Origin of the sequence: Streptomyces sp. NPDC052721, assembly GCF_040678315.1 — a bacterium.
Classification (GTDB): domain Bacteria; phylum Actinomycetota; class Actinomycetes; order Streptomycetales; family Streptomycetaceae; genus Streptomyces.
The window spans coordinates 1-25,461 of the sequence record NZ_JBFATL010000060.1 but is presented as its reverse complement, the minus strand read 5'-3'; the positions used below and the strand labels follow the sequence as shown (position 1 = coordinate 25,461).

Annotated in this window: 10 protein-coding genes and 1 pseudogene; 6 read left to right on the top strand and 5 right to left on the bottom strand. The window is 73.2% G+C overall.

Going from position 1 to position 25,461, the window contains the following annotated elements; all coding sequences use genetic code 11:
• Nucleotides 1–45 precede the first annotated feature (45 nt).
• Nucleotides 46–1,863, bottom strand: a complete 1,818-nt coding sequence (locus AB0L21_RS36285; RefSeq protein WP_365788404.1) for a gamma-glutamyltransferase — start codon at nucleotides 1,861–1,863, stop codon at nucleotides 46–48.
• Nucleotides 1,864–2,155: 292 nt separating this feature from the next.
• Here AB0L21_RS36285 and AB0L21_RS36280 point away from each other — a divergent pair.
• Nucleotides 2,156–2,357: pseudogene (locus AB0L21_RS36280) on the top strand (UTRA domain-containing protein); the annotation flags it as partial.
• Between the two features lie 490 nt (nucleotides 2,358–2,847).
• Here the strand turns inward: AB0L21_RS36280 and AB0L21_RS36275 are convergent.
• Entirely contained in the window at nucleotides 2,848–5,157 is a 2,310-nt protein-coding gene (locus AB0L21_RS36275; protein ID WP_365788403.1) for a BTAD domain-containing putative transcriptional regulator, read from the bottom strand.
• Between the two features lie 507 nt (nucleotides 5,158–5,664).
• Nucleotides 5,665–7,119, bottom strand: a complete 1,455-nt coding sequence (locus tag AB0L21_RS36270; RefSeq protein ID WP_365788402.1) for an NAD(P)/FAD-dependent oxidoreductase — start codon at nucleotides 7,117–7,119, stop codon at nucleotides 5,665–5,667.
• Between the two features lie 362 nt (nucleotides 7,120–7,481).
• On the opposite strand from AB0L21_RS36270, the gene AB0L21_RS36265 reads away from it, so the two are divergent.
• Both AB0L21_RS36265 and AB0L21_RS36260 read left to right on the top strand, forming a co-directional pair.
• Complete coding sequence (locus AB0L21_RS36265) at nucleotides 7,482–8,660, top strand: acyl-CoA dehydrogenase family protein (protein WP_365709432.1); 1,179 nt, start codon at nucleotides 7,482–7,484, stop codon at nucleotides 8,658–8,660.
• A gap of 54 nt (nucleotides 8,661–8,714) precedes the next feature.
• Nucleotides 8,715–9,596, top strand: a complete 882-nt coding sequence (locus tag AB0L21_RS36260) for an NAD(P)-binding domain-containing protein (RefSeq protein WP_365709434.1) — start codon at nucleotides 8,715–8,717, stop codon at nucleotides 9,594–9,596.
• A 255-nt stretch (nucleotides 9,597–9,851) separates the two neighbouring features.
• Here the strand turns inward: AB0L21_RS36260 and AB0L21_RS36255 are convergent, their stop codons facing one another.
• Nucleotides 9,852–11,456, bottom strand: a complete 1,605-nt coding sequence (locus AB0L21_RS36255; protein ID WP_365709436.1) for an aminotransferase class III-fold pyridoxal phosphate-dependent enzyme — start codon at nucleotides 11,454–11,456, stop codon at nucleotides 9,852–9,854.
• A 268-nt stretch (nucleotides 11,457–11,724) separates the two neighbouring features.
• Between AB0L21_RS36255 and AB0L21_RS36250 the strand changes: the two genes are divergently transcribed.
• A complete protein-coding gene (locus tag AB0L21_RS36250) occupies nucleotides 11,725–12,186 on the top strand; it encodes a flavin reductase family protein (protein WP_365709438.1) in 462 nt (153 codons plus the stop codon).
• A gap of 74 nt (nucleotides 12,187–12,260) precedes the next feature.
• Complete coding sequence (locus tag AB0L21_RS36245) at nucleotides 12,261–12,671, top strand: nuclear transport factor 2 family protein (protein WP_365709440.1); 411 nt, start codon at nucleotides 12,261–12,263, stop codon at nucleotides 12,669–12,671.
• Nucleotides 12,672–12,762: 91 nt separating this feature from the next.
• Here the strand turns inward: AB0L21_RS36245 and AB0L21_RS36240 are convergent, their stop codons facing one another.
• Nucleotides 12,763–13,173 (bottom strand): nuclear transport factor 2 family protein, encoded by a 411-nt coding sequence (locus AB0L21_RS36240; RefSeq protein WP_365709443.1) that lies wholly within the window; start codon nucleotides 13,171–13,173, stop codon nucleotides 12,763–12,765.
• Nucleotides 13,174–13,456: 283 nt separating this feature from the next.
• Between AB0L21_RS36240 and AB0L21_RS36235 the strand changes: the two genes are divergently transcribed.
• A partial coding sequence (locus AB0L21_RS36235) for a type I polyketide synthase (protein WP_365788401.1) occupies nucleotides 13,457–25,461 on the top strand: 12,005 nt, incomplete at its 3' end.

The window sequence follows — 25,461 nt, the reverse complement described above, 5'->3', positions numbered from 1 at the left end:
GTGAAGAGCGGGGATCTGCACCGCCCGCCGGGCCCGGGGCGGCCGTCAGCGGCCCACGGCGTACCCCTGCATGCCGCGTGGATTGGCCGCCGCCGAGAGCACGCCGGTCTCCGGGTCCCGGGCCACCGCGCACAGCCGCCCCTCGGACCAGGCGGGGCCGACGGTGACGTCGTGGCCGCGCCGCCGCAGCTCCTCGATCACCCCGGCGTCCATGCGGGACTCCACGGTCACGCCGCCGGGATGCCGGCCGCGCGGGTGGAAGGAGCTGGGGTGGTTGTCGTTGTGCCAGTTGGGGGCGTCGACGGCGCCCTGGAGGTCGAGGCCGCCACGGACGGGGGCGCGCAGGGCGGCAGCGAGGAAGAAGTGCAGCTGCCACTGGTCCTGCTGGTCGCCGCCGGGCGTGCCGAACGCCATGACCGGCACGCCGTCGCGCAGCGCGAGGGACGGGGTGAGGGTGGTGCGGGGGCGGCGGCCGGGAGTGAGAGAGCCCGGCAGGCCCTCCTCCAGCCAGGCCATCTGCAGGCGGGTGCCGAGCGGGAAGCCCAGCTCGGGGACGACGGGGTTGGACTGGAGCCAGCCGCCGCTGGGCGTGGCCGCGATCATGTTGCCCCAGCGGTCGACGACGTCCAGGTGGCAGGTGTCGCCGCGGGTCGTGCCGTCGGCGGCCACCTCGGGCTCGCCGGGCAGCCTCGCGACGGTCGGTTCGCCGGCGCCCATCGGGTCGAAGCCGTGCTCCGCGCCGGCCGGCACGCGCGCGTGTGCCCGTGCGGGCAGCCGCGGGACACGGCCGCCGGGGCTGCCCGGGCGCAGCTCGTGGTCCGCCTTCTCGCCGACGAGGGCCCGCCGGGCCGCGTTGTACTCGTCCGACAGCAGCTCCGCGAGGGGCACCTCGGTGGCGTCCCCGTACCAGGCCTCGCGGTCGGCCATGGCGAGCTTGCAGCCCTCGATCAGCAGGTGGACGTAGTCGGCGGAGCCGTGGGCGGGCAGTTCGGGCGGGAGCAGGGCGAGCTGCTGGAGCAGCACCGGGCCCTGGCTCCAGGGGCCGGCCTTGCACACCGTCCAGCCGTTCCAGTCGTACGTCACCGGTGTCTCGTAGGCCGCCGACCAGCCGGCGAGGTCGGCCTCGGTGAGGGTGCCGGCGTGCCGCTCGCCGCTGGTGTCCAGGGTGGGCCGCCGGGACTGCCGTACCAGGGCCTCGGCGATGAAGCCGGAGCGCCACACCTCGCGCGCGGCGTCGATCCGGGCCTCCCGGCCGCCCGCGCGGGCGGTCTCGGCCAGCAGCCGCTTCCAGGTGGCGGCCAGGGCGGGGTTGCGCAGCAGCGTGCCGGGGCGGGGTGCCCGGCCGCCCGGCAGGTACAGCTCCGCGGACGAGGTCCACTCGGTCTCGAAGAGCCGTCGTACGCTCTCGACGGTCAGGCCGACGTTCTCCACGGGCGCGTGCCCGTGTCCGGCGTAGCCGATGGCGTACTTCAGGACGTCGTCCAGGGACTTGGTGCCGTGGTCGCGCAGGAGCAGCAGCCAGGCGTCGAAGGCACCGGGCACGGCTGCGGCGAGCGGTCCGGTGCCCGGCACGAGATCCAGCCCGAGCCCCCGGTAGTGCGCCACCGTCGCACCCGCCGGGGCCACGCCCTGCCCGCACAGCACGCGCACCGCGCCGCCCGCCGGGGCGAGCAGGATCGGCACCTCGCCGGCCGGCCCGTTCAGGTGCGGCTCCACGACATGCAGCACGAACGCCCCGGCCACGGCCGCGTCGAACGCGTTGCCCCCGTCCTCCAGCACCGCCATCGCCGACTGGGAGGCGAGCCAGTGGGTGGAGGACACCATGCCGAAGGTGCCCTGGAGGGTCGGTCGGGTTGTGAACACAGAGCCTCTCACCTCGCTGTTTCCGTGCCGGCTGGAGCGCGACCATCATCACCCTCCCCCAGGTCGAGGCCATCATGGCGCGGTGGGCCGAAAGCGGAGAAGCCCTGGGAGGCCGCTGTTCGGCCCGGTGGAGAAAGACGAGTTCACACAGGTCCCTCAGCGCCTCGATGCCCGACCACCACTCCCCCAGCCGAGCAGTCCCGTTCAGCGCCTGCCGTCTCGGATCCGGTGCGCCGAAGAGTACGGGGTGGGCCGCAACGTCGTGCTGGTCGAGAACGGGCCCCTGGCGGGGACGGTGGTCGAGGTGCCGCGCCCGGCCCGTGCCACTCACGTGCAGGCCCGCCCACCTCCTCGGGATCGGCGCGGGGGACCTGGTGCTGCTCATCGAGCGGACCAGCTACGGCACCGGCGGCCGGCCGGTGGAGACAGCCGACATCGTCGTCCCGGACATGCGCCGGGAACTGGTCTACGAGTTCGGGATCGACCGGCCGTAGCCGCTGAATCCATGCGAGGGATCTCCCGAGTCTGACGCACCACCGCACTGCGCGCGGAGAGGATCCTGTTCGACGGGACCGGCCGGCGGTTCATCAGCGACACCCTCGCCCACGGCAACACCGTCGACATCATCGCCGGCCGCCGCCGGGCGGGTGACGGCGCCGAGTACGCGGACAAGGAGTGCGAGCAACCCGCGCCGAACGCCATCGCCGTGATCCCCCTGACCCTGCGTGAGACCACCGGCGTCCAGCCGCACTGCTGCTTCGCCTGGGCCGCGGCGGCACCGCCCCCGTCACCCGCCAGATCATCCGCCGGCGCCGACCGCACCCCGGCCGCCGTCCCGGCATCCCCGTCGGAGGCTGACACCGCCCCGCGGAACACCACGCGGCCCAGCCGTGCGTGGGCCGTTCCGGCGCCACCTCGGGGAACCGGTGCGGGAACACCTCTGCTGGGGAAGTCGACGCTGACGACCCAGCAGGGCCGGCGGTCTCACTGGACGGGCTGGCAGGCCTCGTCGGAGCAGGTGAGTTCGTCGTCGGACGGCGCGTCGAGCAGCACCGTGGTGGCGGAGCGTCTGTCCGAGGACCAGTCGGCGTGCCGCAGGAGCTCCGGGTCCGCGCCCGCGACGACGGTGAGGGGGATACGGCCGGGGAGCCGGGCGATGAGGCCGACGAGCTCTCTGGTCGCCGTGTCCTCGAGGTGCAGATCGTCGACGATCAGGACGATCGGGCCGTCATGGGCGACGGCTTCCAGGAAGTACCGCCAGACATCCTGCCACTCCTCGGCGCCCAACCGCTCGGGCGAACGGTTCGACGTCTCAAGGACCGAAGTGCAGCGGGCGACGAGCCAGTTGATGCAGCTCTTGCCCGCGTCCAGGCGCTGGACGGCGGCGCTGACCTTGCGGCGGACCGCCCAGGGCGGATCGGACTTCGACAGCCCCGAGAACCTGGAGATGATCTTCCGGTGCAGGCCGAAGGGGCCCGACTCGACGGCGTCCTGTCGGTTCCAGGTCAGCACCTGCGCCCCGTCGAGCGCGGAGGCGGCGAAGTCCCCCAGCTTCCCGAGCATCCGGCGGCGGGGGGCTTCCTCGGTGCTCAGCACGGTGATCAGGTGCGGTTGCGACCAGCGGCTGCTGTGGGTCATCACACCCTGGAGCAGGTCGAGTTCGCGGTGGTGGGCGTCGTCGTCCGCCCCGGGATCGGGTTCCACGGCACCGAGCAGCCTCCAGTGGACGGGCGTGCCCGGGACCTCCTCGTACGCGAAGTGCTCCCTGGTCTCCTCGCGGGTGCGGTCGCAGACAAGGGTCCCGTCCGAGGTCGCCAGGGCCAGCAGCGCCTCGCACTCCTTCACCGTGGCGCCGTAGACCCTGGGCGGCCGGCTGCCGCCGAGGGACTGGCTCACCAGCACGGCGCCCGTCGCGACGGCCGTGCGCAGCTCCGTGCGGGCGGTCACGGGGGCGCCCGCGGTTCCCGAGGCGGAGGCGGTCAGGGCGGTGCGCAGCGCGGTGGCGGCGCGGGCCGCGCGCAGCGGGTACTCGGTGTCGTCGGGGTCCGCCGGGAACAGGGCGAGGGTGAGCGTGTGCAGCGAGAAGACGACCGTACCGCCGCACAGCTCGATCTCCTGGTGGATCAGGGTGCCCACCCCGTCCATCACGGCGTCGAGTTCACCGGCGTCGGTCGGGGCGGGGTCGGGTTCGGCCCGTACCAGCAGGACGCTGGCCTCACGGCGTACCGCTGAGGCGGCGGTGGGCGTGCCGTTGGCCGCCGGCGGCAGGTCCCGGGCGGGGGCGTGCGTCGCCGTGTCGTTCCCCGGCGCCGAACCGTTGACGGCCGACAGCGCCTTGGGGGCCGGCGCGGGGGCGGGGAGGACGGCCCTCAGCGCCGGACGCTGGGGACCGGGCCCGGAGCCCTGGACGGGCACCAGGGGTGAGGCCGGGGGCCTGCCGCCGTGCAGGAGGCCGGCGCCGGGAGACTTGGGCGGGGCCTGCGCGAGGGCCAGGGGCGGGGCAGGGGCGGACGGGACGCCCGCCGGGTCCGGCTCGTGCGGACGGGGGGCCGGGTGCCGGCGGGCAGGCTGGGGTGGGGTGGGGGCCGGGCTGTCGGGGACGGGTCGCGGGCCGAAGGGCTTCGGCGCCGTCTCCGCCGGACTGAGCAGCAGGGCCTCCGTGCCCTGTACGGAGTAGGGCGCGCCGGGGGCCGGCGCGAGCTGGAGGGCGGGGTCGTGGCTCAGGATCGCCTGCTGGAGCTGCTGGAGTTCCCGGCTGGGTTCAAGACCGAGCTCCTCGACCAGCTGGGCCCGCAGCCGGCTGAACACGCCCAGCGCGTCCGACTGGCGTCCGCAGCGGTACAGGGCGCGCATGAGCTGGCCGCAGGCGCGCTCACGCAGCGGCTCGGTCTCCACCAGCGATTCCAGCTCGCCGAGTACGGCGTAGTGGCGTCCGCAGGCGAGCTGGGCCTCGAAGAGGTCCTCCAGGACGTCCAGCCGCATGTTCTGAAGCGTGGTCAGCTCGGGCCACATCAGGCCCACTTCGGTCAGGTCCGCGAGGGCCGGGCCGCGCCACAGCTCCAGGGCGTCACTGAGCAGCGTGGCCGCCGCGTCGGGTTGCCCCGCCTCCAGCCGGGCCCGTCCCTCGCGCACCCACCGGTAGAAGAGGTGCAGATCCACGCGGTCGGGGGAGACGTCCAGGGAGTAGCCGGGGGGCTGGGTGCGCAGGGCCACGGGAGCGTCCACGGATACGCCGTCGACGAGTTTGCGGCGCAGGCTCCAGACCGAGTTCTGCAGGATCTTGCGGGCGGTCATCGGAGCTTCTTCGACGCTCCACAGGGCCTTCAGCAGTTTACTGATGGGTACCGTCTGGTTGGGGTGGAGGAGGAGGTATCCGAGCGTCGCCCGCTGCTTGCTGCCCCCCAGAGAGATGGGCTGTCCCCCGGATATGACTTCTAGCGGGCCTAACATCCTGAACCACATAGTTCCTCAGCATGGTCGATGGCCGGCGCAGGGCTCACCCCCCCATACGCCGGGGAACACAACCAATGCTACTAACAATACGAGCCAATACCACAACGATCTGTGCTCGACGCCTCACAGGATGGCGGTTCTCGTGGAGATGCGAGGGCCAATGTGTGTGCTGTGGTGACACCGCGATCGTCGGCTCGCCGAACTCTTGGTGAACGCCCGTTCCCGAACTCCCGGCGGGCGCCGGCCGAACGACCGCGATCCCCCTCGACCGATCGGTGTGCCCGCCCGGTTGCCCGTCGCCGCCTCCCCGTCCCGCCGGGGAGGCGACCGGTCCGGGTCCGTCCCAGATCAGCTCGTCGCGGAGGCCGCGGCGGTGGTCAGGCCTGCCGCGAGGCCGCCGGCCCGGATGCCGGTCTCGATGGCGCCGTCCACATAGCCGCCCCAGCCGGTCGCGATGTCGCTGCCCGCGAAGACCAGACGGCCGTACGGCTGCCGGACGGTGCGCAGCGCGCCGAGCAGCTGACCGGGGCGCCGGAAGGTCCAACCGCCCTTGGCGTACACGTCCTTGCCCCAGTCCTGGCCCTTGACGGACAGCACCTTGGTGCCCGGGAGCACCTCGCTGACGGCGCTCTGCACCTGCGACACGCTGGTGACGTCCAGGTTCGGGTTGACGCTGAAGCCGATGAGCACCGTGCCCTGGGACGACTTGTCGGCGTGCGCGAGGACCAGGTCGAGCAGCGCCCCGCTCTTGCCGTTGACGAGCGGGCGGCCGATGTCGCCCTGGACCTGGATGAAGACCTTCTTGGCGGTCGGCACGCCGACGGTCTGGGTGCTCAGGCGCGAGAACTCGGCCGGCAGGCCGGAGCTGAAGTTGATGGAGTTCCAGGTGTTCACCGGTACGGCCACCACCACGGCCGCGGCGTCGTACACCACACCGCCCGCCGTCACCTGGACCCGGGAGCCGCTGTCGGTGACCTTGGTGACGGGGGACTTGTAGACGACGGTGGCGCCCGACTCGGCGAGCATCCGGGAGATGACGGTGCTCATCCCGCCCACGGGACGGGTGACGTTGATGCCGTGGAACGTCTCGGTGTTGTAGCCGCACAGCGCCCACCAGTGGGCGAGCTGCGTGAGCGAGCCGCGCTCGAAGCCGCCGCCGTACGCGCCGGTGGTGGCGCTCACCCAGTTCATCTCCAGCGTCGACAGCCGCAGCTGGCGGGCCCGGTCGCCGAGGGTCAGCTTGTCGAGGTCGACCAGCAGGTCCTCGCGGTAGAACGGGTCGTAGGCGCGCGGCAGGTACGTCTCGGCGCCCTCGACGAACTTCCGCAGGAGGGCGTCCTGCCGGTCGAGGAAGGTCAGGTCCTGCTTGGCGTAGCCGCCGGACTCCGTGGCGAACACCGTGAAGTCGGGGTTCGGGTCGTCCACCGTGGCGATGCCCAGGCGCTGGACCTCGTTCCAGATCAGGGTCTGACTGGGGTGGATCCAGGTCGCGCCGAACTCGATCGGCAGTCCCGAGAACGTGCTCGACCAGGCCCGGCCGCCGACGCGGTCGCGGGCTTCGATGATCAGCGTGCGCTTGCCCTTGGCCTTGAGTTCCCGCGCCGCCGACACCCCGGCGAAGCCGCCGCCGATGACGATGGCGTCGTAGCTGTTCCCGGTCTCGGTCACCATCCCGGCCGCGGAGGCGGCGTGGGAGGAGGCGACACCGACGGCGCCCAGCGCCCCCGCGGCGGCGCCGGCCTTGAGTATCGCGCGACGTGTGGTGCGCGCTCCCCCGAGGAATGTCTCTTTCTTGTGCTTCATTCCAGTCCCCTTGTACACAACGTGGTCCGTTGTCCAGGAATCAAGCGCTGCTGTGGTCACCTGAACAGACAATCACCTTAGTTGCGGTTGACCGAAATCCATCCCACGTTTTCCATTGGCTGATAATCGCCCGTCTCCGCGGGTTTAAAGATTGCCGCAGATCGGCGAGTTACCGTCCGGTGGGCGCTCGGTGGCCGCACGCGACCGGATGTCTGGTTAGCTTGGCCGGGACGGGACGGTTACTCGCTGGTGGCCGAAGGATGGTCCGCTCTCCCTTAATTTGCTCGGGCCCCGAAAGGCAATGGCGCTGGCTGGCCTGCGCCCATGCCTTTCACCCCCGCCGAACCCACCAAGGAGCCGGGATGGCCGTCAGGTCCACTGAAGCGGAAAACATTCTCAAGGCGGTCCGGGAAATCGTGCCGACGCTGCGGGCGAACGGCCTGGCATCCGAGGACCAGCGCTGGATAGTCCAGGAGAACATCGACCTCCTGGAGAAGGCCGGCGTCTTCCGCATCGCCGTGCCGAAGCGCTTCGGCGGCCTGGACCTCTCACTGAAGGAACAGGTCGAGATCATCACCGAGATCTCCCGGGGCTGCGGCTCGACCGGCTGGGTGGCCGTCGCCTGGATCTCCAGCGCCTGGATGGCCACGCTGTACCCGCTCCAGGCCCAGGAGGAGATCTTCGAGGGCGGCTCGGTGCGCATCTCCGGCGGCTTCACCCCGACCGCGAAGATGGTCCCCGTCGAGGGCGGCTACATCCTCAACGGCGCCTGGCGCTTCAACTCCGGTGTCCGCGGAGCCCACTGGGACCTGCTCGCCGCCGAGCTGGAGCACCCCGACGGCAACGTCGAGGAGGTGTACGCCATGGTCCCGGTGGACCAGCTGACGATCGCCGACGACTGGCACGTCTCGGCCGCCATCGCCACCGGCAGCTCGACGTCGAGCGCGACGGACCTCTTCGTCCCCGCCCACCGGGTCGTCACCCTGGAGGACGCCGTCCTGGGCACCAGCGGCGGCAGTGCCGTCACCGGCTCCCAGGGGCGCGACTACAGCCTCATCAGCTTCGTCGTCGCCGAGTCCGTCGCCGTCTACATCGGCATGGCGCGCGCCGCGTACGAGGAACTCGTCGCCACGGTCAAGGGCAAGCCGCTCGCGTACAGCAATGTCACCGACCAGGCGCAGCACCCGTTGACCCAGATCCAGATCGCGCTGGCCCACAGCAAGATCGAGGCCGCCGAGGCGCTCGCCGAGACCTACCTCGGCTTCCTCCAGGAGCGCGCCGACGCCGGCGAGCAGCCGACCTGGGAGGAGAAGGCGGAGGTGCGCGGCAAGGCCGGCGCCGCGATCCTGCTCACCCAGGAGGCCCTTGAGGCACTCCACTCCATCAGCGGCGCCGGCTCGCTCTCCCGGAAGGCGCCGTTCCAGCGCTTCTACCGGGACCTGCAGGGCCTGTCCCGGCACGGTCTGATGGCCCCCAACATGGGGCTCGAGGTGTACGGCCGCACGCTGCTCGGCCTCGACCCCGACAGCCTCTTCCTGTAGGACGCCGCTTCCGGTGGCGTCCTGATTCCGAGTAGATAACTGAGGAGCAAGTACATGTCGAACACGAACCAGGGCCCGGTGACCGTCCTCGGACTGGGAATGATGGGTGCCGCCCTGGCCACCGCCTTCGTGAAGAACGGCAATCCGACCACCGTGTGGAACCGTTCCGCTGACAAGGCGGACGCGCTCGTCGAGCAGGGCGCGGTCTTCGCCGCCGACATCCGGCAGGCGATCGAGGCCAGCCCGGTCGTCGTGGCGTGCGTCTCCACGTACGAGGTGCTGAACGACCTGTTCGCCGGTGCCGCCGCCGAGCTCAAGGGCAAGGTGGTCATCAACCTCACCTCGGGTACCCCCGAGGACGCCCGCGCCCTCGCCGTCTGGGCCGAGCAGAACGGGGTGCGCTACCTGGACGGGGCCATCATGGCCGTCCCGCAGATGATCGGCCTGCCCCAGGCCCTGATCTTCTACGCGGGCGCCCAGGAGGTGTTCGCCGAGCACGAGGAGCTGCTGAAGCCGCTCGCCGGCACGAACGTGTACCTGGGCGCGGACACCGGTGTGGCGATGATCTACGACCTCGGCCTGCTGTCGCTGCTGTGGTCGAGCCTCGCGGGTTACTTCCACGCCGTGGCCCTCGTCAACTCGGCCGGCGTCTCGGCGGAGGCCTTCACGCCGTTCGCCCTGACCTGGATCGAGCACGTCATCACTCCGGCGATCCCGCAGAGCGCCCAGGAGATCGACTCGGCGAGCTTCGAGACCGAGGTCTCCAGCCTCGGCGTCAACAAGGCCGCGATCGAGCACCTGGTCGCCACGAGCAAGCAGCTGGGCATCAACAGCGACTTCTCGGCCTCCATCCAGGCGCTGATCGAGCGTCGCGTCGCGCAGGGCCACGCCACCCACAGCCTGGCCAGCCTGGTCGAGGCCTTCAAGCAGGGCTGACCCCCGGCGTCCCGGCCGGGACGCCGGACGCGCGGTGAGGGAGGAACCCGCTGGGCGGGACACGGCTTGGTGCCGGGTCCCGCCCAGCGGTGTACCGAACGACGTCTCGCGCCGGGTTCCGTCCGAAGGCGTACAGGGCAACGTCTCGTGCCCGGTCCCGCCCGGCAGAGGGCGCGCCGGGCCGGGGTGGGCGAGGGCCGGTGGCCGGGACACGCATCGCGTCCCGGCCACCGGCCCTCGCAGTCGTCGCGTCCGTTACCCGACGGGCAGCGCCAGGGGCCGCCGGTAGCCGCCCCGGATGATGTCGCACGTGTCGCGCAGCGCCGTCTCCAGCCAGGCGATCTCGTCGTCCGACAGCAGGATGGACGGCTCGAAGCGCAGGGTGTCGGGGGCGCTCGCGGTCGGGAACGTACGGACCCGGTGGCCGCGCAGCAGGTGGCCCGCGACCAGGTAGCCGAACAGGCCGGCCCGGGCCGCCTCGGCGATCGCGGGGACCGGTGCTCCCGACTGGTCGTGGAACTCCAGACCGAGCATCAGGCCACGGCCGCGGACGTCCTTGACGACCTCGGGGAAGTCCTCCCGGACGGAGCCCAGCATGGCCAGCAGCCGCTCGCCCAGCCCGGCGGCCTTGCGGTACGCGGCGCCGCCGTCGGCCTCCAGGAGCTGGAGGACCTTCAGGGCGATGCGGTTGGAGAAGCCGTCCTTGGCGAAGGTCGAGCTGTGGATCAGCTCGAACTCGCCGCGGTAGCGCGAGGCGCGCACCAGCAGCACCGAGATCTTGGCGAGGCCGCCACCCAGGCTCTTGGCGAGGGTGTAGTAGTCACCGCGCAGCCCTAGGCGCGTACTGGCCAGGAAGTCACCCGTGCGGCCCATGCCGCTCTGGATCTCGTCCACGATGACCGGTGCGCCGATCTCCGCGCAGACTTCCTGGATCTCCCGGGCGAATTCCGCCGACAGCTCGCGGATGCCGCCCTCGCCCTGGATCGGTTCCAGGACGAACGCGCAGGCGACGGGCGCCTCGTGCTCCGACAACCGGACCCGGCCGCCCTCCAGGGCCAGGCCGAACAGGGTGGCGCGCTCCTCGTCGACGATCTTGCGCAGGGCGCCCGGCTGGTCGAGCGGGACGAACCGCGCCTGCGCGGCGAGCGCCCTGAACGGGGTCCGGTAACCCTCGTTGTGGGTGAGCTGGACGGTGCCGACCAGCTTCCCGTGGAAGGAGCCCTCCGGGGTGAGGAAGACCGGGGGGCGCCCGGCCTGGGCCTCGTTGTGGGCGGTGAGGCGGCCGATCAGCTCGTCCAGCGCGGCCGGACCCGGGAGGTCCGCGTCCACGCCGAAGCGGGCGAGGATCTCGGGGGGCACCGTCGCCGAACCGTCCCGCACGGCTTCGCGCACCGCGTCGAGGCCGCTGCCGACGGATTCCAGGAGCGCGCCGAGGCGGACGCGCCGGTCCATCTCGGCGTGTTTGAGCGCGGCCTCGTTGGCCTCGGCGCCGGTGTTGGCGAAGACGGCGAAGAACGGCTCGTCGTCGCCGGTCTCGCGGCGGACGATCCGGTTCAGGGCGAGCGCCAGCTCGGCGGCCTCCGGGTGCAGGGAGAACTGCGAGTGCACCGGGATGCCGCTCTCCAGCAGTTCCTTCGCGTACGCGGTGATCGCGGGGTTGTTGTGGCCCAGCAGGAGGGAGCCGTATCCCCCCGCGTAGTCCACGACGGCGACCTCGCGGCCGTCCTCGCCCCGCTGATAGAGGAGGTTCCCCTCCGCCCTGACGTATTCGGCGTCCAGGCCGGCGGAGGCCAGCACGGTCCCCAGATGGGGTTCTGCCAACTGCGGTTGTTCGGCAGGGGCATTCGAAACATCGGTCATGTGGCCAACATGACCGAATGCGCGGCAGTGTGCGGTAACGGCGCGGTCATCGAACGTCGTCGGCAGGGCCGAAGACCGTCGATTACTTGGCGATTGAGCGCGGGAAAGTGCCGAGCGGATACGTTTTCCACCCACCCCTTTGTTGCGTAGGGGACCCTCAACCCGAATCCGAAGAGGGGAAATGACTCCTGCATCCGCAGAGCTCGAACCCGCGGCCTCGCGGACGAGGCTGCGCACGTCTGTCGGGGCCGCTTCGCTGCGGGATGTGATGTCCCAGTTCGCCACCGGCGTCACCGTGCTCACGGTGGGCGGCGACCACATCCACGCCATGACGGCCAACGCCTTCAGTTCGGTGTCGCTCACTCCGCCGACCGTGCTGGTCTCCATCGATCACAGCGCCGTCATGTTCGACGAGCTGACCGGGGCCGGGAACTTCGGCGTGAACATCCTTTCAGCCGGACAGCAGCCGCTCGCCCGGCACTTCGCGGACAAGAAGCGCGCCCTCGGACTCGCACAGTTCGACGGCGTCGAATGGGCACCGGGCGAGCACACGGGCGCCCCGCTCCTGGCCGGCGCACTGGCCTGGCTGGAGTGCGACGTGACCGACGCGCACGTCTCGGGCGACCACACGATCTTCGTCGGCAGGGTGCTGGACTGCCGGCGCGGCTGCGACGACGCCGCGCTGACGTTCTTCGACGGGAAGTTCGGCCACGCCCCACGGGCCGCCTGACGACTCCGCGCGCCACGACGGCGCGCGGTCGAACACACCAGCCGGACACGGCCAATCACACGAAGGAGATGCACATGACCGCCTCGACCGACGTCGACCTGTACAGCCTGGAACTCACCGATGACCCGGAGGTCCAGAACGACGTCTTCCTGAAGATCTTCAACTCCGGCGACGGCGCCGCCTTCGACAACCTCTACCGCGACGACGCCATCTCCAACCTGACGGGCAGCCCGCTGACCGGCGAGGCGCGCACCAAGGGCATCATCGAACTGCTCGCCAAGGGCCCGACGCTGAAGTCCGTCGTCAAGCACTCCTACACCGCCGACGACGTCACGCTCATCGTCGTCGACTTCGAGCTGGGGCTGCCCGGCGAGGACGGTGAGCTGGTCCAGATCAAGGGCACCTGCACCGATGTCATCCGCCGTGTCGAGGACGGCAAGTGGCTGATGGCGGTGGACCGCCCGGTCGCCGACATCACCGTCTGACCCGCACCGCTTCCGGCACGACGGACGAGGCCGGGCTCCCCCAGGGGAGCCCGGCCTCTTCGCGTGTGCCCGCTCGCTCGCGGCCGTCGTGTCAGTCGCGCGGCTCCTCGCCGAACGGGTCGTCGACGGCGTACAGCCACGAGCCGTCCGCCTGCTTGCGCAGGACGTCCAGGCCGACGCCGCGCAGGTGCTCGCGGCCCTCGCCGCTCGCCGTGTTGATCTCCATGGTCCAGTCCACGACCAGCAGGGCCGTGTCGCCGGTGACGTACGCCTCCCGCACCTCGGTCTCGATGTGCGGCTGCATGGTGGCGAGGAATTCCGTGATGGCGGCCCGGCGGTCCGCGCCGCTGACCGGATTGCCCTTCTCCCACGCGATGATGCCGGCTTCGGTGTAATGGGCGTTGACGCTCTCTGCGTCGCCCGAGTTGAAGGCGGCGACATAGCTTTCGAGGTGCGCCTCGAGCTCCTTGGGGAGTTCGACGGCCGTGGCGGTGTTCGACATTCTTCTGTCCTCCGGAAAGTGAGGAGTGAAAGAGCGATGAGGGTGACAACTACGCCGAAAAGCTATCCGTAGGCCGGAAACCCGGGGCTCACCGAGAGGTAATGCCGCGCATGACGACGCGGCGCCCGGGCTCCGATTACCGGGCCGTGATCACTCGTTGGATCTTCGGAAGACCCCGGCTACATAACGTCGGTGGCAGGCCGCGCCGAGCCGTCCGGGCTCCGAATGCGCAGGCGGACGTCTTGGACCGTTGCGATACGCAGTACGGAAAGGGCACCCGACAGTGACGACCAGCGAGCACGACACCCACGCAGAACCCACCTGGGAGGGCGGCGCGGCCGGGGACCGGGCGGAGCCCATTGCTGTCATCGGCATGTCCTGCCGGCTTCCGGGGGCCGACTCCCCCGCCGCGTTCTGGGACCTGCTCACACGCGGCGCCGACGCCATCACCCCCGTACCGGAAGGGCGCTGGGGCCCGGACGGTCGCTCCCTCGGCGCCGGGCGCGGTGGCTTCCTCGACGCCGTCGACGCGTTCGACGCGCCGTTCTTCGGCATCTCCCCGCGTGAGGCGGCGGCGATGGACCCGCAGCAGCGGCTCGTGCTGGAGCTCGCCTGGGAGGCACTGGAGGACGCCGGAGTCGTCCCCGCCACCCTGCGCGGCAGCAGGACGGCCGTCTTCGTCGGCACCCTGCGCGACGACTACACCAGCCTGCTGTACCGGCACGGCGCCGAGGCCGTCACCCAGCACACGATGACCGGCGTCAACCGGGGTGTCATCGCCAACCGGGTCTCGTACCACCTGGGTCTGCACGGTCCGAGCATGACGGTGGACTCTGCCCAGTCGTCCTCCCTGGTGGCCGTCCACCTGGCCTGTGAGAGCCTGCGCGCCGGCGAGGCCGACAGCGCGCTCGTGGCGGGCGTGAACCTCAACCTGCTCGCGGAGAACGTTGTCACCGAGTCCCGCTTCGGAGCGCTGTCGCCCGACGGGACCACCTACACCTTCGACGCCCGCGCCAACGGCTTCGTGCCCGGCGAGGGCGGCGGCGTGGTCCTCCTCAAGCCGCTGAGCCGGGCCCGGGCCGACCAGGACCGGATCTACGGCGTCATCCGTTCCAGTGCCGTCAACAACGACGGCGCCACCGACGGGCTCACCGTGCCGAGCCCGGCCGCCCAGGAGGCGGTGCTGCGCGAGGCGTACGAGCGTGCCGGGATCGCTCCCGACGAGGTGCAGTACGTCGAACTGCACGGCACCGGCACCCCCGTCGGCGACCCGCTGGAAGCGGCGGCGCTCGGCGCCGCGCTCGGCCGCGGCCGCACGGCCCGCACCGCACTGCGCGTCGGCTCCGTGAAGACCAACATCGGCCATCTCGAAGGCGCGGCGGGCATCGCCGGCCTGATCAAGACGCTGCTCAGCCTGCATCACCGGCGGCTCCCGGCCAGCCTGAACTTCGAGACCCCCAACCCGCGGATCGCACCGGACGAGCTCGGCATCGCCGTACAGTGCGAGCTGACGGCCTGGCCGGACGAGGACCGGGCGCTGATCGCCGGCGTCAGCTCCTTCGGCATGGGCGGCACCAACGCCCACGTCGTCGTCTCCGAGGCCCCCGCCCGTCCTGCCGCCGTCTCCGGCCCCGCCGCCCCGGCGGCCGTCACCCCGCTGTCCTGGATCGTCACCGGGCACGACGAGGACGCGCTGCGTGCCCAGGCCGCGAAGCTGCGTGCCTTCGCCGCCGAGCACCCCGGGCAGTCGGCCGAGGACGTCGGCCGGGCGCTGGCCACCACCCGCACCTTCCTGGGCCACCGCGCCGTCGTCGTCGCCGACGGCCGGGACGCGCTGCTCGCCGGCCTGGACGCGCTCGCCGCCGGCACCCCCGCCGCCTCCGTCGTCTCCGGGACCGTACGGCCCGGCGGGCTGGCGTTCCTCTTCACCGGTCAGGGCGCCCAGCGCACCGGCATGGGCCGGGAGCTGTACGCGGCGTTCCCTGCCTACGCCACCGCCTTCGACGAGGTCGCCGCACACCTGGACCCGCTCCTGCCGCGCCCGCTCGCCGAACTCGTCGCCGACGACACGGCACTGCACGAGACCGGCGTCACCCAGCCCGCGCTGTTCGCCGTCGAGGTCGCCCTCTTCCGCCTCGTCGAGAGCTGGGGGCTGCGGCCCGACCAGCTCGCCGGCCACTCCATCGGCGAACTCGCCGCCGCCCATGTCGCGGGCGTGTTCTCCCTGGCCGACGCCGCCCGCCTGGTCGCCGCCCGGGCCCGGCTGATGCAGGCGCTGCCCACGGGCGGCGCGATGATCGCCGTGGAGGCCACCGAGGCCGAGGTGCTGCCGCTCCTCGCGGGCCGCGAGGGCGCGCTCGTCGTCGCCGCCGTCAACGGCCCCCGCTCCCTCGTCCTGTCGGGTGACGCCGACGCGGCCGAGGAGGTCGCCGCCGCGCTGCGGGACCGGGGCCGCCGCACGAAGCGCCTGACCGTCTCGCACGCCTTCCACTCCCCGCACATGGACCCGATGCTGGCGGAGTTCCGCGCGGTGGCGGCCTCGCTCGACTACTCGGAGCCGGTAATTCCGGTCGTCTCCACGGTCACCGGGGAGCCGGTGACCGCAGGGCAGTTCACCTCCCCCGAGTACTGGGTCGAACAGGTCCGCCGTCCGGTGCGCTTCCTCGACGCCGTCCGCGCCCTGGAGAGCGCCGGCGTACACACCTTCCTGGAGCTCGGGCCCGAGGGCGTCCTCTCCTCCCTCGCCGAGGACTGCGCCGCGGACGCCGCCGCCATCGCCGCCGTACCGCTGCTGCGCGCCGGCCGCTCCGAACCGCTGACCGCGCAGGCCGCGCTGGCCACCGCGTTCACCCGGGGCGCCGAGCCCGACTGGACCGCCCTGTACGGCGGCCGGTCCGCGCGCCACGTCGAGCTGCCGACGTACGCCTTCCAGCGCCGCCCCTACTGGCTGAGCGGTGTCCGCGGGGCCGTCGACCCGCTGCCGGCCCCCCTCCCCGAGGCCGCCCCCGACGCCCCCGTGGCCGCCACCCCGCGCGGCGAACTGGGCCGCCGCCTGGCCTCGCTCGGCGAGTCGGAACGCAGGCGCACCGTCGAGGACCTGCTGCAGACCCACATCGCCGCGGTCCTGGAGTACGAGCCCGGCCACCGTGTGCCCGGCCACACACCCTTCCGGGACCTCGGCTTCAGCTCCCTGATGGCCACCGAACTGCGCGCCGCGCTCGCCCGGGCCACCGGCCTGAAGCTGCCCGGCGGCCTGCTCTTCGACCACCCCACCCCGCAGGCCCTCGCCGAGTTCGTCGAGGCCGAACTCCTCGGCGAGGCCGCCGTCGCGGACGAGGCGGCGGCGAGCGCCGACGGGGAGCCCATCGCCGTCGTCGCCATGGCCTGCCGCTACCCGGGCGGCGTGGCCTCGCCCGAGGACCTGTGGCGCCTCGTCGCCGAGGGCGGTGACGCCATCAGCGCGTTCCCCGCCGACCGCGGCTGGCCCGAGGACCTGTACGACCCCGACCCGGACCGGCCCGGCCACAGCTCCGTGCGGCACGGCGGGTTCCTGCACGACGCGGGGGACTTCGACGCCGCGTTCTTCGGGATCTCCCCGCGCGAGGCCCTGGCCATGGACCCGCAGCAGCGCCTCCTGCTGGAGACCGCGTGGGAGAGCGTCGAGCGCGCCGGGATCGACCCCGCGCGGCTGCGCGGCACCCGCACCGGGGTGTTCGTCGGCGCCACCGGCCTGGAGTACGGGCCGCGGATGGACGACGCCCCCGAGTCCGTCCAGGGCGGCGTGCTGACCGGCACCACCGCCAGTGTCATGTCCGGCCGCATCGCCTACCAGCTGGGCCTGGTCGGCCCGGCGATCACGGTGGACACGGCCTGCTCCTCCTCCCTGGTCGCCCTGCACCTGGCGATCCGCTCCCTGCGCTCCGGCGAGACCAACCTCGCCCTCGCGGGCGGCGCCACCGTCATGTCCTCGCCGGGCATGTTCGTGGAGTTCTCCCGCCAGCGCGGGCTGGCCCCCGACGGCCGCTGCAAGGCCTTCGCCGACGGCGCCGACGGCACCGGCTGGTCCGAGGGCGTCGGCCTGCTCCTGCTCGAACGACTGTCCGACGCGCAGAAGAACGGCCACCCCGTCCTGGCCGTGCTCCGGGGCTCCGCCGTCAACCAGGACGGGGCCAGCAACGGGCTCACGGCCCCCAACGGCCCGTCCCAGCAGCGCGTCATCCAGCAGGCACTGGCCGACTCCGGCCTGACCGCCGCGGACGTGGACGCCGTCGAGGCCCACGGCACCGGGACCCGCCTCGGCGACCCCATCGAGGCGGAGGCCCTCAAGGCCGTCTACGGCCCCGGACACGACAGGGACCGCCCCCTCCACCTCGGCTCGCTGAAGTCGAACATCGGCCACGCCCAGGCCGCCGCGGGCGTCGGCGGCGTCATCAAGATGGTCCAGGCGATGCGGCACGGCGTGCTGCCCAGAACGCTCCACGTGGACCGGCCGAGCAGCCATGTCGACTGGTCCGACGGCACCGTCGCCCTCCTCACCGAGGAACGCCCGTGGCCCGGGACCGGCCGTCCCCGGCGCGCCGCGGTCTCCTCCTTCGGCATCAGCGGCACCAACGCCCACCTCATCGTCGAGGAGGCGCCACCGGTCACCGCCCCGGCCGGGACCGGCACCGCCGCCCTCGCCGCCGTGCCCGCGCCGTACGTCGTCACCGCCCGCGACCCCGAAGCGCTGCGCGAGCGGGCAGCCCGTCTGGCCGCGCACGTCACCGACTCCGGCGCCGGCCTCGCCGACCTCGGCTTCTCGCTCGCCACGACCCGCACCGCCTTCGAGCACCGCGCCGTCGTCCTCGCCTCCGACGCCGAGGACCTGCTCGCCGGACTGACCGGGCTCGCCACGGGCACCGGCGCCCCGAACACCGTCACCGGCACCGCTAACACCCCGGTCCGCACCGCGTTCCTGTTCACCGGCCAGGGCGCGCAGCGCGCCGGAGCGGGCCGCGAACTGTACGCCGCCCAGCCGGTGTTCGCCGCCGCCCTCGACGAGGTGTGCGCCGCCTTCGACGGCCTGCTGGAGGTGCCGCTGCGCGACGTGCTGTTCGGCGAGGGCGAGGGCGAGGGGCTGATCGACCTCACCGCCTACACCCAGCCGTCGCTGTTCGCCGTGGAGGTGGCCCTCTTCCGGCTGCTGACCCACCACGGACTGACACCCGACCTGCTCGCCGGGCACTCGATCGGCGAACTCGCCGCCGCCCACGCCGCCGGGGTCCTCTCCCTGGAGGACGCCGCGGTCCTGGTCGCCGCCCGCGGCCGGCTCATGCAGTCCGCACCGGCCGGCGGCGCGATGATCGCCGTCGAGGGCACCGAGGAGGAGATCGCCGCCGGGCTCGCCGGACGGGAGTCCGCCGTGTCCGTCGCCGCCGTCAACTCCCCGTCGTCCGTGGTGATCTCCGGCGACGCCGAAACCGTGGCGGACGCCGCCCGCGGCTGGCAGGCGGCCGGCCGCCGCACCCACCGGCTGACGGTCTCGCACGCCTTCCACTCCCCGCACATGGACGGCATCCTGGAGGAGTTCCGGGCCGTGGCCGCCGGGCTCACCTTCCACCGCCCACGCATCCCGATCGTCTCGACGGTGACCGGCGAGATCGCCACCGCCGAGCAGCTCACCTCGCCCGACTACTGGGCGCGGCAGATCCGCGAGACCGTCCGGTTCGCCGCCGCCACCCAGCGCCTCGCGGCCGAGGGGGCCACCGTCCTCGTCGAGGTCGGCCCGGACGCCGTGCTGACGGCGCTGGCCCGGCGCACCCTGGAGGGCACCCCGGCCGCCGCGGTCACCGCCGTGCCGGTGCTGCGCGCCGGCCGCCCCGAGGCGGAGACCTTCGCCACCGCGGCAGCCACGGCGTACGCCCAGGGCGCCCCGCTCGACGTCGCCTCCTTCTTCCCCGGCGCGGTCCGCACCGACCTGCCGGTCTACCCCTTCCAGCGCACCCGCTACTGGCTGAACGCCACGCCGCGCAGCGACGCCCGCAGCCTCGGCCTCGACCCGGCCGGGCACCCGCTGCTGACCACCGCAGTGGAGTTCGCCGAGCGCGAGGACGCCCTGTTCACCAGCCTCCTGTCGCGCGCCGCCCAGCCCTGGCTGGCCGACCACGCGATCGCCGGCACCGTCATCGCACCGGGCACCGCCTTCCTCGAACTCGCCGTCGCCGCGGGCGGGCACGTCGGCGCCCCGCACCTGGCGGAGATGACGCTGGAGGCGCCGCTGCCGCTGCCGGAGCGCGGAGCCGTACGCGTCCAGGTGGCGGTCGGCGCGCCCGACCGGGACGGGCAGCGCCCGTTCACCGTCCACGCGCGCCCCGACACCGCCGACCGCGCCCTGCCGTGGACCCGGCACGCCACCGGCCTGCTCGCCCGGGCCGCCGCGGCGCCCGCCGCCGACGCCGACCTCGTCTCCTGGCCCCCGGCCGGCGCCGACGCCGAGAGCCTCGACGACGTGTACGACCGGCTGGCCGCCCTCGGCTACGCCTACGGCCCCGCCTTCCGGGCGCTGCGTGCCGTCTGGCGGCGCGGCACCGACGTCTTCGCCGAGGTGCGTCTGCCCGACGCACAGGCCGAGGGCGCGGCGGCCTACGGCCTGCACCCCGCGCTGCTCGACGCCGTACTGCACCCACTGGTGCTCGACGCGGGCGCCGGTACGGACCCGGAGCGGATCCGGCTGCCGTTCGCCTGGAACGACGTCACCCTGCACGCGGCGGGCGCCTCGGAGCTGCGCGCCCGGATCTCGCCCGCCGGCCCCGAGCGCGCCACCATCACCGTCGCGGACGGCACCGGCGCCCCCGTCGCCGACCTGGACCTCGCCCTGCGTGCCGTCCCCAGGGACCGCCTCGCGGCGGCGTCGGACACCGGCGCCGGCTCCCTGTTCACCGTGGAGTGGAACGAACTGCCGTCGCCCGCCCCGGACACCTCCCTGACCTGGACCGAGGCCGGCGACTCCCTCGACTCCGCGGGGCCGGCCGACATCGTCGTCCTCCGGGTGCCCACCGCCCCGGACGACGCGGGCGACCCGCGACCCGCCACCGGTCGGGTGCTGCGCCTCGTCCAGCGGTGGCTGGCCGACGAGCGGTTCGCGGCCTCGCGGCTCGCGCTGGTGACCCGGCGCGCCGTCGCCGCACGCCCCACCGACGACGTGGACCTCGCGGGCGCGTCCGTCTGGGGCCTGATCCGCTCGGCTCAGTCGGAGCACCCCGGCCGACTGGTGCTGATCGACCTCGACGACGACCCGGCGGCGGACTCCCTGCTGCCTGCCGCGCTCGCCGCCGAGGAGCCGCAGCTGGCCGTGCGCGACGGCCGGCTGCACGCGCCCCGGCTCGCCCGCACCCTCCGGGCGGCCGGGGCGCCCACCCCCCGCTTCGACCCGGCCGGGACGGTCCTCGTCACCGGCGGCACCGGTGGGCTCGGCGCGCTGTTCGCCCGCCACCTGGTGACCGGGCACGGCGTACGGCACCTGCTGCTGACCAGCCGCCGGGGCCCCGCCGCGCCCGGCGCCGCCGAACTGGCCGAGGAACTGACGGCGCTCGGCGCCGAGGTGACCGTCACCGCCGCCGACGTCGGCGACCGGGACGCCGTCGCGGCCCTGGTCTCCTCGGTCCCGGCCGAGCACCCGCTGACCGCCGTCGTGCACACGGCCGGCGTCCTGGACGACGCGACCCTGGAGTCGCTGACCGAGGCACAACTGGCCGCCGTGCTGCGGCCCAAGGCGGACGCCGCCCGGCACCTCCACGAACTGACCCGCGACCTGGACCTGACGGCGTTCGTGCTGTTCTCGTCCGTGTCCGGTCTCACCGGCACCGCGGGTCAGGCCAACTACGCGGCGGCGAACACCTACCTGGACGCGCTCGCCCAGCACCGCGCCGCGCAGGGCCTTCCCGCCACCTCGCTGGCCTGGGGCCTGTGGGACGCCACGCACGGCATGGGAGCGTCCCTGACCGACGCCGACCTCGCCCGCTGGGCACGCGCCGGCATGACGCCGCTCACCCCGGAACAAGGCCGCGCGCTCTTCGACCTGGCGCTGGCCGGCGACGAGCCGCTGCTGGCACCCGTGGCCCTGGACCCGAGCAGGCTCGCGGTCGACGGGGCGGCACCGGTCCCCGCGCTGTACCGCGGCCTGGTGCGCCCGCGTCCGCGCCGCGCCGCGCAGGCCGGCCGGCCCGGCGGCGCCGGCTCCGACTGGGCACGGCAGATCGCCGGCCTGCCGGAGGCCAAGCGGGGCGACGCCGTGCTGACCCTGGTGCGGGCCACCGTGGCCTCGGTGCTCGGCCACCCGGGCGCCGCGGCCGTGGACCCGGCCCGTGCCTTCAACGACCTCGGTTTCGACTCGATGGCCGGTGTCGACCTGCGCAACCGGCTCACCGCCGCCACCGGCCTGCGGCTGCCCACGACGGCGGTCTTCGACCACCCGACACCGAACGCGCTCGCCGCGTACCTGCTGACCGAGGCGGTGTCCACCCAAGCCCCCGCGGACCGGGACCGGCGCGAGCGCGCCGGGGCCCGCACCGACGAGCCGATCGCGATCGTCGGTATGGCGTGCCGGTACCCGGGCGGTGTGTCCTCTCCCGAGGACCTGTGGGAGCTGGTGGCCAACGGGGTCGACGCCATCAGCGAGTTCCCGTCGAACCGGGGCTGGGACATCGAGAAGCTGTACGACCCGGACCCGGACCAGGTGGGGACGTCGTACGTCCGCGAGGGCGGCTTCCTGCACGACGCGGACCTGTTCGACCGGGAGTTCTTCGGCATGTCGCCGCGCGAGGCGACCGCCACCGACCCCCAGCAGCGCCTGCTGCTGGAAACCGCCTGGGAGACGTTCGAGAACGCGGGCATCGACCCGGCCGCACTGCGCGGCAGCGCGACCGGTGTGTTCACCGGCGCCATGTACGACGACTACGCCTCGCGCCTGGAGGGCACCCCGGAGGAGTTCGAGGGCTTCCTGCTCGCGGGCAACCTCTCCAGCGTCCTCTCCGGCCGCCTGTCGTACACGTACGGTCTGGAGGGCCCGGCCGTCACGGTCGACACGGCATGCTCCTCCTCGCTCGTCGCCCTGCACATGGCCGCGGGCGCCCTGCGCAACGGCGAGTGCGACCTCGCGCTGGCGGGCGGTGTCACGGTCATGAACAGCCCCAACACCTTCGTGGAGTTCTCTCGCCAGCGCGGTCTGTCCGCCGACGGCCGCTGCAAGTCCTTCTCCGACGACGCCGACGGCACCGGCTGGTCCGAGGGCGTCGGCCTCCTCCTGGTCGAACGGCTCTCCGACGCCCGCAAGAACGGCCACCGCGTCCTGGCGGTCATCCGCGGTACGGCCGTGAACCAGGACGGAGCCAGCAACGGCCTGACCGCACCCAACGGCCCCTCCCAGGAACGCGTCATCCGACAGGCCCTGGCCAACGCCGGCCTGAGCACCGACGACGTCGACGCCGTCGAAGCACACGGCACCGGCACACGCCTCGGCGACCCCATCGAAGCCCAGGCACTGCTCGCCACCTACGGACGCGACCGGACCACCGACCGGCCGCTCTACCTCGGCTCACTCAAGTCGAACATCGGCCACTCACAGGCCGCCGCCGGCGTCGGCGGCGTCATCAAGATGATCGAGGCCATGCGCCACGGAGTGCTGCCGCGGACACTGCACGCGGACAACCCGTCCCGCCACGTGGACTGGGAAGCCGGTGCGGTGGAACTGCTGACCGAGGCACGCGAATGGCCCGCGACCGACGGCCGGCCCCGCCGCGCGGGCATCTCCTCCTTCGGCATCAGCGGCACCAACGCCCACGTCCTCATCGAGGAACCCCCGGCCGAGCCGCGCCCGGCCGGGACGTCCGGTCCGCCCTGCCGTGTCCTCCCGTGGATCCTCACCGGCAAGACCGAGAAGTCGCTGCGCGACCAGGCCGAGCGCCTGCGCCGGTTCGTCGAGGCGAGGCCCGGGCTGGAGGCGGCCGACGTCGCCTACTCGCTGGCCACCGGGCGCTCCCTGCTCGACCACGGCGTCGCCGTCCTGGGCGACAGCCGCGAAACGCTCCTCGAAGGGCTGGCCGCGCTCGCCGGTTCGGCCGACGGCCGGCAGGTCCCCGGCGTGGTCGGCACCCGTACCACCCGCCCCGGCAAGACCGCCTTCCTGTTCACCGGGCAGGGCGCCCAACGGCTCGGCATGGGCCGCGAGCTGTACGAGACCAACCCGGTGTTCGCCGAGGCGCTGGACCGGGTGTGCGCCCGTCTGGACCCGGAGCTGGTCCGTCCCGTGAAGGGGGTGCTGTTCGCCCCGGAGACGTCCGCCGACGCCGCGCTGATCGACCAGACGGCCTTCACCCAGGCCGCGCTCTTCGCGGTCGAAGTCGCCCTGTACCGCCTCTTCGAACACTACGGCGTGCGGCCGGACTACCTGCTCGGCCACTCCCTCGGCGAAGTCACCGCGGCCCATCTGGCCGGCGTGCTCGACCTCGACGACGCCTGTGTCCTGGTCGCCGAGCGCGGCCGGCTGATGCAGGCCGCCCGCGAGGGCGGTGCGATGGCCTCGATCCAGGCCGCGGAGGACGAGGTCCGCGCCTCCCTGCTCACCCACGGCGAGGAGCGCGTCTCCGTCGCCGCGGTCAACGGTCCGCGCGCCACGGTGATCTCCGGTGACGAGGACGCCGTCACCGAGGTCATGGAGGACTGGCGGGCCAAGGGCGCCAGGGTCAGGCTCCTCGCCGTCTCGCACGCCTTCCACTCCGCGCACATGGAGGAGGTCCTCGACGAATTCCGCGACACGATCGCGGACCTGACCTTCAGGGCCCCCGAGATCCCCGTCGTCTCCAACGTGACGGGCGTCCTCGCCACCGACGAGGAGCTGATGTCACCCGACTACTGGGTCCGTCACATCCGCGGCACCGTCCGGTTCCACGACGGCGTGAGGTTCCTGCAGTCCGAGGGCGTCACCGAATACCTGGAGCTGGGCCCGGACGGCGTGCTGACCGCGCTCGCCGAGGCATGCCTGACCGGGGAGGCCGGGGTGCTCACCCCGGCGCTGCGGCGCGGCCGGCCCGAGGCGGAGTCCGTGGCAGCGGCACTGGCCCTGCTGCGGCTGCGCGGAGCCGGACCCGACTGGACCAAGGTCCTGCCCGGCGCGCGGAGGGTCGACCTCCCCACGTACGCCTTCCAGCGCGAGCGGTACTGGCTGGACGGCCCGGGCGCCCCGCTGGACGCCGCCGGCCTGGGTCTGACCCCCGCCCGGCACCCGCTGCTCGGCGCGGCCGTGAGTCTGGCCGACCGGGACACCCGTGTCTTCACCGGACGGCTGTCGCCGCACACCCACGGCTGGCTGGCCGAACACGCCGTCGACGGGAACGTCCTGCTGCCGGGCACCGCTCTGGTGGAGCTGGCGACGCGCGCCGGCGAACAGACCGGCACCGGGACACTGGACGAACTGCTGCTGTCGGTGCCGTTGGTGCTGCCGGCGCGGGGTGGTGTGCAGGTCCAGGTCGTCGTCGGCGAGGCCGATGGTGCCGGGCGTCGCGCGGTGGAGGTGTACGGGCGGCCCGAGCGGGACGACCTGGACGGTGAGGCCGGCGAGGGCGCGTGGACGCTGCACGCCCGGGGGCGGCTGGTCGCGGCGGACCCGTCCGGGGGCGAGTCGCTGACGGTGTGGCCTCCGGCGGGTGCGCGGGAAGTGCCGCTGGAGGGTGTGTACGAGCGGTTGGAGGAGCTGGGTTACGCCTACGGGCCGGCGTTCCGTGGGCTGCGGCGGGCCTGGCGGGGTGAGGGCGAGATCTTCGCCGAGGTGGCCCTCCCGGAGGCGCTGCGCGCGGAGGCGGGCCGTTACCTGCTGCATCCGGCGCTGCTGGACGCCGCCCTCCACACACTGCTGCCCGGCGTCGTCGACGAGGCGGGCCGGGCCCGGCTCCCCTTCGCATGGTCGGGTGTCACCCTCCACGCGGTGGGCGCCACCGCGCTGCGCGTCCGCCTGACCGTGTCCGACCAGGAGTCCGAGACCCTGGAGGCGTCGCTGACGGTGGCCGACGGTACGGGTGCTCCGGTGGCGTCCGTGGACGGCCTGACGTTGCGCCCGTTGTCGCGGGAGGCGCTGCGTGGGGCGGCGGCCCCGGGCGGCCGGGACGGACTGTTCGCGGTGCGGTGGAAGGCCCTCGCAGACGGTGGCACGGTCCCGGCGTCGGACGGGGTCCCGGTCCCGGCGTCGGACGGGGCCGAGGTGCTGGAGGTCGTGTCGGCCGGACGGCCCGCGCCCCAGGTCCTGCACGAAACCCTGCA